Below are 17,118 nucleotides of genomic sequence, written 5' to 3' on the forward strand. Positions count from 1 at the left end.
GGTTTCGAGCAGCTTGAAGTAAACACAGTTTTAGAAAATGCGTTCTAGTATTGTATTACTCAAGACTCACATTGCTACTTTTACAACCGCTGGAGCATTAGAAAAATTAAGGTATTAAATTCAAATGGTTAATAACTCAATCCAGTGGTTTCCTGGCCACATGCACAAAGCACGTAAAGAGATCGAAGAAGCAATCCCTCAAGTGGATGTGATCATCGAAGTACTGGATGCTCGTATTCCTTTCAGTAGTGAAAACCCTTTGATTTCTCAAATCCGTGGTGACAAACCTGTCGTTAAAGTTTTGAACAAACGTGATTTGGCCGATCCAGAGTTAACTCAACTGTGGATTGAGCACTTGGAGCAAGAGCAACATGTAAAAGCAATGGCGATCACGACTTCTGAACCACAAGAAGTGCATCGAATCATGGAGCTTTGCCGCAAACTTGCCCCACACCGAGAAGAAATTGGTAAAAACATTCGCACCATGATCATGGGTATCCCAAACGTTGGAAAGTCGACGATCATTAACACCCTCGCAGGCCGAACAATCGCTGTAACAGGTAACCAACCCGCGGTTACACGTCGTCAACAACGTATCAACCTGCAAAATGGCATCGTATTATCTGATACTCCAGGGATTTTATGGCCAAAAGTGGAAAATCCACACAGTGGCTTCCGCCTTGCGGCTACTGGCGCGGTAAAAGATACAGCGATGGAATATGACGAAGTCGCATTCTATACCATTGAATACCTAGCAGCTCATTATGCAGACAAACTTAAAGAGCGTTATCAAATTGAAGAGCTTCCAGAATCAGATATCGAGATCATGGAAGAAATTGGTCGTCGCCGCGGTGCACTACGTGCAGGTGGACGTGTTGACTTACACAAAGTATCAGAGATCTTATTGCACGAACTTCGTCAAGGCACTTTGGGCCAAATTACATTAGAACGCCCAGAAATGATCACTCAAGAGCTGATTGAAGTCGAGATTGAGACCGCCCGTAAAGAAGAAGAAAAAGCGAAGCGTAAAGAAGAGCGTCGTAAGCGCTATTTACGTAATAAGCGATAAGCTTGTCTTTTATCTACTCATGTTTCAAGGCGCGATTTTCGCGCCTTTTTTGTTATCTAATGCGCCCATTTTTTTCACTTTTCAAACTTTATATTCCTCATCCAAAATCCAGATATGAAGCACGAAAAAACACCGCAAAATCGCCGTATAAACTTTAAGCACAAACTAGTTTAGACCCCGGGCCCCTATAGAGTTACAGCCACCATCCAACCCTCAAATGTCGAGTTTGCAAGGGTCTGCAAACTTATGCAACCTGGTTAGTGACACTCTCCCCAAAATCCGCAATATGAATAAGTGTCAGCGCTGGCGTTTTTCCATATGAAGAAGAGATTTATTATGAGTGAAACTATACAAAGCAAACCACTTCCCTCCTTTATCGAGGAACGCCTAGATTTTTATATTCAAGATCTAATCGAACCGAATGAGAACAAAAAACACCTTGTTCTTGGTAAACGCCCACCGTGTAATGCCGTTGTCCTGCAAAGCAATGATTACCTTGCACTGTCTCATAATAAGGAGATTCAAAACGCGCATCGTGATGCGATTTCCCAGCACGATGACAACGTCGTGATGTCCGCGATTTTCTTACAAGACGATGAATCGAAACCTGTATTTGAAACGCAACTAGCCAGTTTCGTTGGTATGCCTAGTTGTCTACTTTCTCAATCTGGTTGGGCTGCGAATGTCGGTTTATTGCAGACTATTTGTGCACCGAACATACCTGTGTACATTGATTTCTTTGCACATATGTCTTTGTGGGAAGGCGCACGTATTGCCGGAGCACAAATTCATCCGTTCATGCATAACAACACCAGTCACCTAAGAAAACAGATTTCACGTCACGGTTCAGGGATCATTGTTGTGGATTCGGTTTACAGCACTATCGGGACCATCGCTCCTCTACGTGATATCTACGAAATAGCACAGGAGTTTGACTGCGGCCTGGTTGTAGATGAATCACACTCTTTAGGTACACACGGTCCACAAGGTGCGGGGATACTGCAGGGTCTTGGCTTAACTCATAAGGTAGATTTTATTACCGTTAGTCTTGCCAAGACATTTGCTTATCGTGCTGGCGCGATTTTAGGCCCAGAAAAACTGGCGAAGACGCTTCCATTTGTGGCGTACCCTGCAATATTTAGTTCTACCGTATTACCGCAAGAGATCATTCGGCTAGAGAAAACACTGGACGTCATTAGAAAATCAGATGATAAGCGAGATATTCTGTTTGAAAGAGCCAAGTCTTTAGCCGTTGGTTTAAAACGCATTGGATTTACTATTCGCAGTGAATCACAAATTATCGCATTAGAATGTGGTAACGAGAGAAACACTGAGCGAGTCCGCGACTTTCTCGAAGAGCGAAATGTTTACGGCGCAGTGTTTTGCCGCCCTGCAACTGGAAGGAACAAAAACATCATCCGTTTTTCAGTCAATGCAGACATGACAGCTGCTGAAGTTGATCATGTACTCACTGTCTGCCAACAAGCATTTGCACACCCTGACTTAGAGTTTGTGTAAGTTAGTGTGTAGATAAAACTAAAGAGCTCAACAGTTTTGCTGAGCTCTTTATTCGTATTATTCGTTGTGAGCAACTCGCCTCAAGAAAACAAGTCGCGAATGATTAGATCCAGTTTGCGATTTTATCGAACAAACGATTTTTATCCGCCGGTTTTACGATGAAGTCAGACATACCCGAAGACCCAATTTTGTCCAACGTGACAGGTGAACTATCCCCTGTATGTGCAATAATAGGTACCGACGCATAGTTTTTATCCGAGCTTCGAATTCGCCTAGACGCTTCTACACCATCCATAATTGGCATTTCGATATCCATCAGAATGAGATCAACATCTTCTTGCTCTAGTGTATCCAGAGCCTGCTGCCCGTCTTCTTTCTGAATCACTTCAAAGCCTTGCTTTTCAAGTAACATTGCCGTGAATTTACGCAAAGATTCATTATCATCCACGACCATAATTGTGCGCTTATTTGAATTATCTAACGTCACCGAGGCCGTTGGTGTCGATACATAGCTTGAATCATATAAGAGACGCTCAATAGTTGGTTTAGTATTCAATAACCAGGCTTGCGTTTCGATCCAAATAGGTTCATATGCAGCCTTACGTGCTCTCTGAGTCGGATGATGCTCAAAAAGATAAACGATGCGTGCTTCAGTGAAAGACAAGAGAGATTCTAATCTATCCAATTGGTTTGCTCTTGGATCTAAGCTCTCAAGATCGATAAAAATCAGATCGAATTCGAACTCGTACTCTTTCTTTTTGAGTACTTGGTTGGCATCTAAAATCGTCGAGTCAAAGCCCATAAAACGGCTAATATCTGTTACTTTAGACACCAAGATATCTTGGCTAGTCACCGTTAGAATGGTTTTGAGTTTAGTCAGATCGTTTTTGATTTCAGTAACGGTATCAGATGTCGTTAGTGGGAAAGTTAACGTAAATTGAGACCACTCCCCTAACTGAGATTGACACTCAATGTTCCCCCCAAATGAACGCATGACTTTTTTACAAAACGGTAGACCCAAACCATAACTTCCTGATTTGCCAGTGGTGTAAAAGTCTTGAAAGATATTGCGTAGAACATCAGGAGCAATGCCAGCACCATTATCGGTTACAACAATTTGATTAAAGCGTTCTGAACTTATCATGGATACATGTATGTGAAAATCTTCAGATTTACGGTGATGGAAGGCATTCTTGAAGAGGTTATACATAACGTATTTAAGTAATGTATCACTACCTAGAAACTCAAACTCACTTCTCGCATCCAGCGATATGGCAAATCGATCAGTGGCACGTTTATAACTGAAGCTTTCAATTGCCCGTTCAACGACCGAGTGAACTGAATATTTTTTGAAGCTAGAACGAGAAACTCGATTTTCATCAATCGAAGTTAGCAATAAATCGATGGTTTCATTACCCGATTGGATAATGTTCATTGCATCCTGACTCACTTCACGTAATAAGGTGACATCCTCTACACTCATGACGTACTGCTCTTTTCCTGCCTCTTTCATGTTGGGCAAGATCGACTGGATAACATCTATTGAAGTGCAAAGCCCACTCAACGGGTTACGCATTTCATGTGCGATCCCTGCCCCGAATGATTTTGCCAGCGAGACTTTCGCTTCATGTTCAACTTGGTTACGAAAATAGAACAAATTACCGAAGACATAAATAAACAGAAAGATTGGCACATGAGTCCAATCCATGGTCAAGTCAAGATGGAACCCTTTTGCAACCCAAGCGAAGAATGTTGCTAAACCTATCCCAGCAAAGGTTTGAGCAAACATGACCCTAGTAACATGAACCAGTAAAATGTGTAAGAAAATTGCAGACATAAACGACATAACCCATACATTGGACCAGTCATTCATCAGTAACATATAAAAAAAGAAAAACGGTAAGCACAGCGTTATCGTCACTTGGTAGTAAATAGGAACATAATCTCTCCAAGTCGATGATAAGCGGTTTCTAAAAATGATGCCGAAAAACAATAACGAGCAAAACAATCTAAGAGGTAAATTTTCATAAGCCTGTGGAAAGGCAAACTCCCAGACAAAGTAGTACAGCGGAAAGCCAAGAAACCCCATCCAGCCAACGAGAGTTAGGTTTGGTTCTGCATATTGATAAACCTTACGTATCGAGTCCATATAATCTGTTTTGCTTACTCCGCCTGACGCACAATAGTGTGATTTTGATTCACTTTTATCGTTTTATTATTAACTAATTATATATTAATCATCATTTATAAGCAGCGCGAAATGACGTAAACAGCTCGCAATACTTATCTTTAGTTTCAATCTTTTAAGACAGCTACACTTGATTTACAACCAAATAAACAAAGTTGCATATAGTTTAGTGCAATTTTGCGATAATCGCTCTGTATCCAATTGGATGTTAATCTCATTTTGTGCAAGAAACTTAAGTCGCGCCTTTGGCACGACTTTCCAACGATTCAAAAACAGTACTCACCGCATATAGCGTGGTGAAGAACAATTGGCTTGGGATGTGTTATGAATTCTGTCCAGATAAAAAATGTCATTTTTGATGTAGGTAATGTATTGGTACGCTGGTCTCCAGTAGAAATCGTTCGCTTAACATTTGGTGGTTCCGTAGAGTCAGAGAAAATGGCTCAGATGCTATTTTCATCACAAATCTGGAAAGATTTAAATAAAGGGACGATCTCCGAAAGGGAAGCAAAACAGCGTTATCAACGTGAACACCAAGTAACGACGGAAGAAATAGACCGCTTCTTTTATTATGTAAAACACACTCAAATACTACTTTACGGCAGTATAGAGCTGTTAAAACGAGTAAAAAGTGCCGGATATGGCGTATATGCGCTCACAGACAACATCAACGAAATTGTGGAACATCTTCGTACTACCTATGAGTTTTGGCCACTGTTTGATGGAGCAATCATCTCTTCTGAAGTTCAATTACTAAAACCACAAGCGGAGATCTACCAAACTCTACTTTCAAAGTATCAGCTTAACCCCGAAGAGACAGTATTTATTGATGACATGCCTTACAATGTTGAAGGTGCCCGAGCAGTTGGCATGGCTGCTATTCAGTTTGAAAATGCTCAGCAATGTGAGCTCGAACTAAAAGCTATGGGGGTTAACTTCTAGAAAGCTTTTAATAAAACATAACGTTAGGGTGCATAAACAAAAAAGAGCAGTGTTGAGACTGCTCTTATCTAATGTTTTAGAACGCTAGGTTAGGAGTAAATCACGTTTTCCTCAATCCCACTAACTAATGACTGGGCGTTCTTCCAACGGAATACTTTTTCTAACACCTCTTTGCCATCAGGTGCGCGCCAAGTTCGCTCTTGATCCTCTTGTCCACCAATGTGGCGATAGAATTCAATCGCAGAAATGTTTTGCGACACAACTTCTAAATAAAGACCTGTGTCTTGAAAGTACTGCTGTTGCCATTCTGCGACAGCAAGTAATAGCTGCTTACCAATCCCACGACCACGGTAACTGTCATCAACATGCAATGCGTCAATAAAGGTTCCACGCTCGAAATCATGGTTGCCGAACACACAAACAAAGCCAAGTAGCAAACCTCCCTCCTCCGCCAAGACAATGTGCTGATTGAATGGTGGGTTGGTCAAACGGGTTTGCCAAATCAGTAGTTTGTCGTCAATCGCTTCTTTCTCAAGATAGTTATCACTAAGAATGCCACGGTAATGACGCTTCCAGCTATCCGCATGAAGATGCGCAATGCGCTCGTAGTCCTTATATTCCGCTAATCGTAAATCCATTACGTATTCCTATTTTCTTACATTTTTGCTTCTTTATAGAGTCTCGGTATATTCCACCTTTATAACACTTGTTTCTTGGCAGATTTTATACACCTTAAGCCAGAGCTCATTTTTTAATACTACTCATTATTCAATTAAAAGCAAAATATCCCATCAAGTTCCTTAATCTACACCCAAAGGAATAGTCACATTTGTCTAACTTTAATTTGACTTACATGTGTACGCTGATATTCTGGCGAACAGTTGTTAGCTCAAAGTTAGGGATACACCTGTGACTCAAAACAAACCACCTGTTATCTGGTTGAATACATTAATATTTTCTGCCAGTTTTGTTCTGACTTTTATTGTAATGCCTTGGTATGCATATCATTTTGGACTGGGTTGGGAACATCTAATTTGGGGAGTGATTGCATTTAGTTTTACTAACCTTTCTATTACAGCAGGCTATCATCGTCTCTGGAGCCACAAAACATACGAAGCTCATCCTATTTTGCGCGCCATTTTTGCGATTGGAGGAGCATTTTCTTTGCAAAATAGTGCATTACATTGGTCTTCTGATCATCGTGTGCATCACAAACATGTCGACAATAACGGTAAAGATCCGTACTCAGCCAAGCGGGGTTTTTGGTATTCTCACATTGGGTGGATGTTACGTGATTACAATAAATCAAAGGAAAACGAATATACAAACTGCCGTGATCTAAAGCGCGACAAAATCGTCATGTGGCAGCATAAGTATTATGTTCCACTTGCCCTACTGACTAATATTGGTTTCCCAGTCATGCTCGGACTGATCTACGGTGATATCTGGGGGATGTTATTGGTCGTTGGTGCGGCTCGACTCTTTATGAGTCACCATACGACTTTTTTCATTAACTCCCTCGCACATATTTGGGGTAAGCAAACTTTCACAGACAAAAACACTGCTCGCGATAATGGTGTACTCGCCTTTTTCACATTTGGAGAGGGTTACCATAATTTCCATCATATTTTCGAGAATGACTATCGCAATGGCGTGTATTGGTGGCATTACGACCCAACGAAGTGGTTGATAAAGTCATGTTCTTGGTTAGGACTCACATCTAAGTTGCGCACAACGCCTACATTTAGAATTGAAAAAGCCCGTGCTAGTCAACTTTTGAAGAAAGCAAGAGAAAAGCTAGAATCGAAACCGAACACGCAAACAATCCTCGATCAGCTACAGCACGAGTTTGATACTCTAGTTCATCACATGCAGGAATACTACGAGATGCGCAAAGAAGTACTCGGTGCCAAAACTGCCAGTGTGGTAAAGAAATACGAATGTTCTGTAACGAAAATGAAGTACCAGCAAATTAAAGCAGAGTTCGAACGGCAGCAACGTAGTTGGAACCTTATGGTTCGTCGATACGCATAGTTTATCCTCATTCTTACGATTACTTAGCTTCGCTTCGGCGAAGCTTTTTTGTTGTGAAGAGTGTTTTCCAATAATTGCTTACTGAGTAAAGTCTTTTTCCTATTGTGAATCAATTCACTCTTTATTCATTCACTTTCCTAGTCATATTTTCCTTCCTATAAATAGCTTCAAACCAGCACGTAACACTTAGAAAACCAAATTCCAACAATACAATCTAACGAAATTATTTATTAAATTATTATTTGTCTCAGATCATGCAAGCCCCATATTTGTCTCGTGCCACAGCTAAGAATTCTGTAAATTCCTTGTCATAAACTGAAACAGTTTCTTTCTTTTTTACATAACATTCGGAGATCCCTATGTTAGAGCTCTTAATTGGCTTAGTGGTTACCATTGCGGTGGGTTACTTTATTGTCAAAGGCTATAAAGCTGCAGGCGTGTTACTGACAGCTGGTATTGCTTTACTTCTTATGACTGGCGTTTTGGGGCACGACGTGCTGCCGTCAAAAATCACCTCAACTGGTAACATGGTGACAGATGCGCTTGAATACGTGAAATACATGCTTCAATACCGCGGTGGCGGTCTTGGTATGCAAATCATGCTGCTTTGTGGTTTTGCGTCATACATGACTCATATCGGCGCGAACAACGTGGTAGTGAAACAGTTCTCTAAACCGCTTTCTGTCATCAAGTCTCCTTACGTCCTTTTGGTAGCGGCTTACATTGTGGCGTGTTTAATGTCTCTTGCGGTAAGTTCTGCAACAGGCCTTGGCGTACTATTAATGGCGACATTATTCCCAATGATGGTCGCGATGGGCATTTCTCGTCCAGCAGCCGTTGCAGTGTGTGCCTCTCCAGCGGCAATCATCCTTTCTCCTACTTCTGGTGATGTTGTTATCGCAGCAGAAAAGTCTGGTTTAGAGCTTGATGTGTTTGCGGTACAAACTGTGTTGCCTGTTTCTATTTGCGCAATCATCGTCATGGCAGCGGCAGCGTTCTTCTGGAACAAATACTTAGATAAGAAAGAAAATACACCAATGGAAAAAATTGATGTATCAGAGATCAAAGCTGACGCACCAGCGTTTTATGCAGCTCTTCCTTTTCTACCTATCATCGGCGTTTTCCTATTCAACGGTCGTACCATTCCAGGACTTAGTCTAGACATCTACACTATTGTGGTTGGTTCGATTTTCTTTGGAGCTCTGATCCATTATGTTGTAAATAAGTTCGATGGTAAGAAATCACTAGAAGATTTAGATTCTTGTTACGCAGGCATGGCTGACGCGTTCAAAGGCGTTGTGATGCTTTTGGTTGCCGCAGGGGTTTTTGCACAAGGTCTGATGTCTATCGGAGCTATCGATAACCTACTTCATCTAGCAGATAATGCTGGTGCAGGCGGCGTTGCTTTAATGCTTATTCTAACTGCATTGACAGTTGCAGCAGCAATTGCAACGGGTTCGGGTAACGCGCCTTTTTATGCGTTCGTGGAGTTAGCACCATCTTTGGCTGCGAAAATGGGATTAAACCCTGCTTTCCTAATTATCCCGATGCTTCAAGCATCAAACCTAGGCCGTACTATCTCACCAGTATCTGGCGTAATCGTTGCGACATCAGGTATGGCAAACATCAGCCCGTTTGAGGTTGTAAAACGCACATCCGTTCCAGTTCTAGCAGGCCTTATCACGGTGATTATTGGTACTATGGTGCTTGTTCCAATGAGTGCCTAACGGTATTGCCACGATCAAACTAAAAGCAATATCCGAGCAAAATTACGTTTAATTAAAAACGCCAGCAAATGTGCTGGCGTTTTTTTATTCTAATGTGTTGATTTACGCTGACTTAAATCGGTCAGGAATCTTAGTGATGCTCTCTCTGTAGCTAAACCATAAGTAGGTAACGGCAAGCGAAAAGAATAAATATGAAAGTGCGAATACGATTGGAGACGTGATTAATTCCGCGGACATTCCCCACATCACACCGACTACGGTTATCGTCAACTTAGAAAGCATACCGCAAATGAGTAGGAATAAAGCAAGCTGTGGAAAGCGCGAGCTGCGAAATGCGAAGAAATAACAGCTACCTACCGCTAAAGAAGCAATAGATAAGCCCAACATAAATGAATGGATGTGGTCTGCTGATGCGATACCAGCGGATACCGAAGCCATGAGTAATAGGAACAGTTTCATAAGTCACCTCACAACAAATCTAAAAAGCATCCCTTCATAAATGAAAACTCATTTTTCACTATATTCTGCGCCTAAAATCAGCAATTACAAGTTACTTTTTTGCTCACTTAATGAACACAAAAGCTAATCAGCTTCAATTATTACAAAAGGTTAACAATTAAAAATTAAGAAACCCTTTGCATCTGATACTTACGACAGTTAGATGATAAATTCGCCATTTTTGTTACAGATGGTTAACATGGAAACATTTTGAAATTTTTTATTTGAAATGTGAACTGTGCACTCAACAGCGTAAAACCTCTCTGTCTTGACTCATCATTCGTTATTAGCGAACAAAAAATATCACTTTTTTACAACGTTCTTACTACATACAAAACCATGAATTCACATCCACTTTTAATGTTGCAAATTATTTTATCAGTAACCGTAAAAAGAGATTCCAATCACATATTTATTGGTTATAATCCGCGCTCATTGCGTTAAACGTTGAAAAACGCAAACTAATTTTGAGAAAAAACATCTTTAAACCAACCTTCTTTGCGGCATTGCCAATAAGAGGAAAAACTGAGAATAAAAATGAGCAAGATTGATAAAGCTATGCGCATCCTGTTAGCAGGGTTCTGTATCAACCTTTGTCTTGGCATCCTGTATGCTTGGAGTGTATTCAACAAGGCACTGGTAACTGAATCAGGCTGGAGTGCTGCAGAAGCTTCTGCACCTTACGCAACTGCAACCATCACTTTCTCTATCTGTCTTCTTATTGCAGGTATTCTTCAAGACCGCATGGGCCCTCGAATGATCCTTATCCTAGGTACTGTTCTTACAGGTCTGGGCATGATCGCTTCTGGCTTTGTGAACTCTCCACTAATGTTGAACATTACATTCGGTGTGATCACAGGTGCAGGTATCGGCTTTGGTTACGCATGCCTATCACCTTCTGCGATGAAGTGGTTCCACGCTTCGAAGAAAGGTATGGTTAACGGCATTATTGCGGCAGGTTTTGGTCTAGCGGCTATTTACCTTGCGCCAGTAACTTCTGCGCTAATAGACAGCATGGGCATTCAAACTAGCTTTATGGTTCTTGGTGTTGGTATCCTAGCGATTGCGGTTCCTCTTGCAGCAACCATCAACAACCCACCAGCAGACTACACACCTGCGGAGCCTAAAGTAAAAGAAGGCCAAGCACCTAAAGCGGTGAAAAAGTCAGATGACTTAACTTGGAAAGCAATGTTGAAAACGCCACAGTTCTACTCTCTATGGATCATGTACGCGTTTGCAGCTTCTGTTGGTCTAATGATCATTGGTAACATCACGACAATCGCAAGCGTTCAAGCAAACTTGCCAAACGCGGTTTACCTAGCGTCTATTCTTGCTGTATTTAACTCTGGCGGTCGTGTTGCCGCGGGTATGCTTGCAGATAAAATCGGCGGTGTTCGTACGCTTCTACTCGCGTTCGTTCTACAAGGCGTAAACATGGTGCTGTTCGCGACGTTCGACTCTGAGTTTACACTGATCATCGGTACAGCAATCGCAGCGGTAGGTTACGGCACACTTCTAGCGGTATTCCCTACTCTAACGGCTGAGTTCTACGGTCTGAAAAACTACGGCACTAACTACGGCGTGCTTTACACAGCATGGGGTATCGGTGGTGCAATCGGCGCAGCGGTTGTTGGTTTCTCGATGACAAATGGCGACGGCTACACCTTGGCTTACACAATTTCTTCAGCAATGATGGCAGTATGTATCGTACTAGCGTTCATCACTAAGCCATTATCTGAAGCGAAAGTAGCACAGCTAAAAAACGCATAATTGCGAATTGATTTGATAGCGAAAAGGCTTAACCTATGGGTTAAGCCTTTTTTGTTATCGGTCGTTTATGGAAAGCCCTATCGAACTTGCACCAGACTACTATCTAGAGAACTTCTTTAAGCTGACTCATCACGCAGTAACTTGGTACAGCGATTTACTGACCAAGGAAGAACACGCATGGCTTTGCTCGTTTGATTCTTTGAGCAAACACGCCCAGTGCCTTTTGGTACGTTTATACAGCCGAAAGGGATGTTGGTTTCGAAGTGATAAGCTGAGTTATCCAGAAATACCTTCTATCAATGAAGCACTGGCAGAATTGAGTCAACATGAGTTTGTAGCCCTTTCCCCACCCCTTTCTCATCAAGGGTTAGCGGCTAATTTACTGACCAAGCCAGAAATCTCCACGCTTTATCCCGAACTGCCGAAATCACTCAAGAAAGACGCCCTTGTCGAACGTTTGAGTAATGCGGAATTTGATCGTACAGAGAAGCTTGAGTTTACGATCGTCAAACTCAATTCTGCTCATATGATCGACGTTTTGCTCACTCTGTTTTTTGCCAACACCCATCAAGACTTAAGTCAGTTTGTGCTTGATGACTTAGGTTTGCATCAGTTCGAGCAATATCAATTGAGTAAAGTGCGCCGTTTCTTTGATTCACGTGAGCAAATAGACCGTTTAATTGAACTGAGCCAGTTGGCCAACCTGTACTGGCAATTTGACCGAAAAGACAAAGCCAATCTCGACTTATTAATTGAGGCGATGCCTCAGCCCGTTAAACACCGTTACGTAGATCGTAAACGCGAGCACATGTTGAATGACATAGCACGTGATTACGAACGGCTTAATGATCTAGAGACCGCCCTATCTCTATTTGGCCAAACTCAACTCACACCGAGCCGAGAACGACGCGCACGTATCTATGACAAATTAAACCATGATGATTTATTTGGTGACATTGTCATAGATATGCTTAACTCACCGATCGATGTGTCTGAGCTCGAAGTTGCACAAAAACTTGAGCAACGGTTAAAACGAAAACAAGGCGAGAAAGTGCCAAGAGTGACGAAGCCAACCTGTACGGAATACCGCCTTGAACTGGATTTATCTCAACAGAGAGTCGAACTCGCCAGCAAAGCGTATTTTGAGTCCTTAGGCTGGACTGTATTTTACGCCGAAAATGCACTGCTTAATGCATTACTTGGTCTCACTTTTTGGGATGCGATTTTTGCTCCTATTGAAGGGGCATTCATTAACGCTTATCAACACCGTCCTTTAGATTTATATCACTCGGATTTTGTTAACAAGCGCCAAGCTTTGATAGACACCGCTTTTGCCGAACTAGAAGCGGGCAACACCCAGATGTTATTGACAAAATACGATGAGAAGTTTGGCATCAGTAATCCATTTGTACATTGGAATTTAATAAGTAAAGAGCTACTCGAAACAGCACTCAACACTATCCCAACCAATATGCTGATGGCGCTGTTCAAAATACAATTGAGCGACCTTAAGCTTTACCGTAATGGGATGCCGGATCTCATTGCTTTTAAAGAAAACGAGTTCGAGTGGATTGAAGTGAAAGGCCCTGGCGATAAACTCCAGGATAACCAATGGCGTTGGATCAAAGAGTTTACTCGCCTTAATGTCCCGTTTGCGGTGTGTTACGTCGCAGCAACTTAACTTACTCTATATAAAGAGCTTGGTGTTTGTTCACTCAAACCGCCCCTCGGTTATCGCCCCTTGCTCTTTTTTCTAAACATTTTTTCGTTTCTTCACGATCGCTTCACGCTTCTTCACACAAAATGCGCTTCTACTCACTAAGTTGATTTGAAGAGGCAAAATAAAATGAACAAAACACTTCTTGCGTTACTTGTTACCTGCTCAGTTTCGGTATCTGCGGCTCCTTATGTAGGTCTGGAATATGGACTAGGCACCACTGACCATGATTTGGAACCTCACTTTTCAACTGACAACGTAACACTCAACCCTGAGCTTGAAGACGGTATTTTCTCAGGCTTTGTCGGTTACGCATTTAATGACAACTGGGCATTGGAACTGGGTTACAGCCAGTTTGACCTTGATGATAGTCGTTCAAAAAACCTAGGTATCAAGTCAATCGATGGCAAAGATTACCATCATGAAATGGATTGGGATGCGTCAATCAAAGCCAAGCAAGTGTCGTTGGCTCCTGTGTTTAACTATGCATTAAATGATAAATGGACAACAAAATTCAAAGCGGGTCTAACGTACACGGAATACAACGCCAAGGTTTCTAAACATCAAGAATACGAACTTGTCACGAACGACGATGTGGAAATGACCAACACGCTTTTCCATAGCGCGGAGAAAAACAACGAGCTAGGCGCAATGTTCTCAGTGGGTGCGGAATACAGAATTTTCCCGCAGCTCACCATAGGTGTAAACGCAAAATATCAACTAGACCGATACGCGAACACTGCATCCTTTAACGTAGGCACAACTTATTACTTCTAATATAAGGAGATGATAATGAAAAGAGTATTGTTAACATCCATGCTTGCCCTACTTTCAAGCTCGGTTTTCGCCGCGTTTAATGGTCCAGAAGTCAGTGCAATCAATACGGTGAAAGAGGCGCGCAACGCAACCGACGACAGCGCTGTAGTGCTAACCGGGCATATTGTTCAATCATTTGGTAACGAGACTTACTTGTTCAAAGACAACACTGGTGAGATCGAAGTAGAGATCGACAACGAAGATTGGATGGGTCAAGAAGTGACACCAAAAGATACCGTAATGATTCGAGGAGAGGTTGACGCAGATTGGACAACTACGCAAATAGACGTTGAGACCATTCAAAAACGTTAAGAAGTTGACTAATACCTCAACACAAATAACACAGCCACATTTTAGTGGCTGTGTTACGCAATAATCATGGAAAACGCTCGTTTAGCTAGTCAAGCAAGGGCAATCTTGCGGTACGACTAATCGTATACTCTTAGGCTGAACATCAAATCTAATGGTTCTCGAATGATAAGGTTCTCCATCTAAATTAAGAGGCAATGGATTCGGAAAATCTATCTCCAACCAGCTTGCTTTAGTGTACTTCACAAACTCTCCTTTCTCACTCGGGTTATTGATCTCGTCGATTACTTTAGGCAGCTCATGAGGTAAAAATGGGCGCACCAATGTTAGATCCATCATCCCATCATTAATCATCGCTTTTGGAGCTAACTCTTGCCCACCTCCAGCAAGGCGCCCATTACAAAACGCACCGAGCAACATTTCTCCCTGATACGCGCCACCTTCAATCTTTATTGTTCCGTCATATGGTTTAAAGCCAAGTGCTTTTATAACACCAGTTAACGTGTAAGCTCCGCCGCCAAGAAAGTTTTTGAGTTCAACAGGCGTTTCTGCTGTAACTTCTGCGCCAAACCCTGCTGTTGCCACGTTAATAAAGCAGCGATCGTTCGCTTTGACGCAATCGACCAAAGCGGACTGCCCCTCAACAGCAAGAGATAAAGACGCCTTAATGGAATTAGGTACTTGAATAGCGGTAGCAAAGTCATTGGCGGTACCAAGGGGAATAATGGCTAACTCAGGGCGTTTTTCTTCGTCAATTTGAATAATCGCAGAAGCCGCCTCATTGACGGTCCCATCGCCACCAGCGACAACAATACGTTCAATGCCTTCATCAACCGCTTCTTTCACTAGCCGCGGCATGTCTTGAGATTCCCACGTCACACGCACCTGTACGTCGATGCCTTTGTCTCTCATTTTCATGATTGCATCTCTTAACTCTGGATTCCCAGCTTTTTTTCCGTTAAGGATGGCACGTATTGTCTTTTTCATTGCACTTCCTATTGGTTGATGACTTTTCCTGCTTGCTTAATCTGTGAACGCAACCACTGATGGGCGCTGTCGTTTGTGCGACTAGGATGCCAGATTGTACAAAGCTCATACATTTGTTCATCAAATGGCATTGATAAAGATTTAACATGATAGGTGTTATTGAACAAGTTGATCATCGACTCTGGCATTAAACCAATGTATTCACTACCACAAATAATTGGGAGCATTTCCAGTACGCCTGAGGCTCGATACTTAATCTTTCTCTTATCCAAGTCGACAATGTCATCGGCGTTTAACAAGCTCTTACGACTCTGCCACTGCGAAACCACTACGTGTTCTTCTTCAAAAAATTGTTCAGCCGTAATCTCGTCATTCAGGCGTGGATGCGCTTCGCTACATACCACCACCAAACGCTCCGTAAGTACAGTTTCCAGTTTTAGCACCGTTCTTGCTCTTGGTGTGATATCAATGATCAAATCGTATCGTTGTAACCGCAGATCACTTTCAAAATCTTCCGTAAAAAGCGGATGCACTTCTAATGCAACATTTGGCGCCGACACACGGATTTGTTTCATGACTTGAGGTAGCAACTCAAAACTTGCAACGGACACACAGGCAATAGAAAACACTCGATTCGACACTTTAGGGTCAAACTCACTAGAGGCCGATAATGTCGAAGTGAAATTTTGTACTGAAGCTAGAAGAGCAGGATAAATATCCATCGCAAACGAGGTAGGCTCGACACCTTTAACGCAACGATGAAACAATGGGTCATCGTAGATATCACGTAGCCTTGCAAGCGCTTTACTCACCGCAGGCTGGGTGATGTTTAAACGCGCCGCCGCCCGAGACAAGTTACGCTCTTCATAGATGGCAGTGAAAATGGGAATAAGATTAAGGTCGGTCGGTTTCATGCTATTAAATTTTTCAAAAGTCACTTTCTCTATTTTAATCTAACAGCATGATCCTTCACGTAGCCAAGTGCAATAAATGGGCGGTATCGCTTGTTTTAATGAGTTTTAACTCAATTTTGACGCACTTCATTCACCACATAAACTGGCACCATAGTGCAACGTAAAGCTTGACTTAGGCTTTGCCTAGGTAAGGGGTAAGAAACTCGCTGACTTCCTCGCCGCACAAACCCGTTTCTACCTCTATACCTGCTTGTTTTAGAATCTCAATACCTCGACCACTGTTGCGCGGGTCGGGGTCCAATATGGCTACGACGACTTTGCTTATGCCGGATTTGACTAATGTCACCGCGCAAGCTGGCGTGCGACCAACAAACGAACACGGTTCCAGCGTAACGTATGCCGTCACCGATTCTAACGAGCCTTGATACGCATTCAGCGCTTCCACTTCCGCGTGATTGCCACCAATCGCTTGAGTATGACCTTCAGAAACGATTTGATTGTCTTTCACTAACACGCAGCCAACCGGCGGGTTGGGTTGACATTCAGGAAGCGCATTTTTGGACACTTCCAATGCGCGGCGCATAAACTCTTGGCTCATTTGAACTCTATTCTTTAATAAAAACGAGGCG

At 42.4% G+C, this 17,118-nt stretch carries 15 protein-coding genes; 9 read left to right on the plus strand and 6 right to left on the minus strand.

What is annotated here, in order from left to right; genetic code table 11:
* Window positions 1–124 precede the first annotated feature (124 nt).
* Both ylqF and cqsA read left to right on the plus strand, forming a co-directional pair.
* Entirely contained in the window at window positions 125–1,069 is a 945-nt protein-coding gene (gene ylqF / locus R7Z77_RS07830) for a ribosome biogenesis GTPase YlqF (RefSeq protein ID WP_005376521.1), read from the plus strand.
* 336 nt (window positions 1,070–1,405) lie between these two features.
* The gene (gene cqsA / locus R7Z77_RS07835; RefSeq protein ID WP_017635350.1) at window positions 1,406–2,587 is read left to right on the plus strand and encodes an alpha-hydroxyketone-type quorum-sensing autoinducer synthase; all 1,182 of its coding nucleotides are present in this window, start codon (window positions 1,406–1,408) and stop codon (window positions 2,585–2,587) included.
* 103 nt (window positions 2,588–2,690) lie between these two features.
* Here cqsA and R7Z77_RS07840 read toward each other — a convergent pair whose 3' ends face one another.
* Complete coding sequence (locus R7Z77_RS07840; protein ID WP_025767846.1) at window positions 2,691–4,736, minus strand: response regulator; 2,046 nt, start codon at window positions 4,734–4,736, stop codon at window positions 2,691–2,693.
* A 363-nt stretch (window positions 4,737–5,099) separates the two neighbouring features.
* Between R7Z77_RS07840 and R7Z77_RS07845 the strand changes: the two genes are divergently transcribed.
* On the plus strand, window positions 5,100–5,717 hold the full coding sequence (locus R7Z77_RS07845) for an HAD family hydrolase (protein ID WP_171345646.1): 618 nt from the start codon (window positions 5,100–5,102) through the stop codon (window positions 5,715–5,717).
* Window positions 5,718–5,806: 89 nt separating this feature from the next.
* Here R7Z77_RS07845 and R7Z77_RS07850 read toward each other — a convergent pair whose 3' ends face one another.
* Window positions 5,807–6,355, minus strand: coding sequence for a GNAT family N-acetyltransferase (locus tag R7Z77_RS07850; protein ID WP_104980607.1), 549 nt, complete (start codon window positions 6,353–6,355; stop codon window positions 5,807–5,809).
* Window positions 6,356–6,626: 271 nt separating this feature from the next.
* Here R7Z77_RS07850 and R7Z77_RS07855 point away from each other — a divergent pair, with 271 nt between their 5' ends.
* Window positions 6,627–7,751, plus strand: coding sequence for an acyl-CoA desaturase (locus tag R7Z77_RS07855; RefSeq protein WP_171345645.1), 1,125 nt, complete (start codon window positions 6,627–6,629; stop codon window positions 7,749–7,751).
* Between the two features lie 359 nt (window positions 7,752–8,110).
* Window positions 8,111–9,478, plus strand: coding sequence for an anaerobic C4-dicarboxylate transporter DcuC (gene dcuC, locus R7Z77_RS07860; protein WP_182039356.1), 1,368 nt, complete (start codon window positions 8,111–8,113; stop codon window positions 9,476–9,478).
* A 102-nt stretch (window positions 9,479–9,580) separates the two neighbouring features.
* On the opposite strand, the gene R7Z77_RS07865 is transcribed toward dcuC, so the two are convergent.
* The gene (locus R7Z77_RS07865) at window positions 9,581–9,937 is read right to left on the minus strand and encodes a hypothetical protein (protein ID WP_005376535.1); all 357 of its coding nucleotides are present in this window, start codon (window positions 9,935–9,937) and stop codon (window positions 9,581–9,583) included.
* Between the two features lie 576 nt (window positions 9,938–10,513).
* On the opposite strand from R7Z77_RS07865, the gene R7Z77_RS07870 reads away from it, so the two are divergent.
* From R7Z77_RS07870 to R7Z77_RS07885, 4 genes are all read left to right on the plus strand, one after another.
* Window positions 10,514–11,746 carry an OFA family MFS transporter gene (locus R7Z77_RS07870; protein WP_005388232.1) on the plus strand — a complete coding sequence of 411 codons (1,233 nt, stop codon included), beginning with the start codon at window positions 10,514–10,516 and terminating at the stop codon, window positions 11,744–11,746.
* A gap of 67 nt (window positions 11,747–11,813) precedes the next feature.
* Complete coding sequence (locus R7Z77_RS07875) at window positions 11,814–13,427, plus strand: VRR-NUC domain-containing protein (protein ID WP_318136637.1); 1,614 nt, start codon at window positions 11,814–11,816, stop codon at window positions 13,425–13,427.
* Between the two features lie 165 nt (window positions 13,428–13,592).
* Entirely contained in the window at window positions 13,593–14,240 is a 648-nt protein-coding gene (locus tag R7Z77_RS07880; protein ID WP_005376538.1) for an AcfA family outer membrane beta-barrel protein, read from the plus strand.
* Window positions 14,241–14,255: 15 nt separating this feature from the next.
* The gene (locus R7Z77_RS07885) at window positions 14,256–14,591 is read left to right on the plus strand and encodes a YgiW/YdeI family stress tolerance OB fold protein (RefSeq protein WP_042520734.1); all 336 of its coding nucleotides are present in this window, start codon (window positions 14,256–14,258) and stop codon (window positions 14,589–14,591) included.
* A gap of 81 nt (window positions 14,592–14,672) precedes the next feature.
* Here R7Z77_RS07885 and yegS read toward each other — a convergent pair whose 3' ends face one another.
* The 3 genes from yegS to R7Z77_RS07900 form a co-directional block, all read right to left on the minus strand.
* Window positions 14,673–15,575, minus strand: a complete 903-nt coding sequence (yegS, locus tag R7Z77_RS07890; RefSeq protein WP_213967542.1) for a lipid kinase YegS — start codon at window positions 15,573–15,575, stop codon at window positions 14,673–14,675.
* An 8-nt stretch (window positions 15,576–15,583) separates the two neighbouring features.
* Window positions 15,584–16,489 carry a LysR family transcriptional regulator gene (locus tag R7Z77_RS07895; protein ID WP_005376541.1) on the minus strand — a complete coding sequence of 302 codons (906 nt, stop codon included), beginning with the start codon at window positions 16,487–16,489 and terminating at the stop codon, window positions 15,584–15,586.
* A 172-nt stretch (window positions 16,490–16,661) separates the two neighbouring features.
* Window positions 16,662–17,087, minus strand: a complete 426-nt coding sequence (locus R7Z77_RS07900) for a bifunctional diaminohydroxyphosphoribosylaminopyrimidine deaminase/5-amino-6-(5-phosphoribosylamino)uracil reductase RibD (protein WP_005376542.1) — start codon at window positions 17,085–17,087, stop codon at window positions 16,662–16,664.
* Between the last annotated feature and the right edge of the window lie 31 nt (window positions 17,088–17,118).

It is taken from the genome of Vibrio sp. 1401, assembly GCF_033340295.1.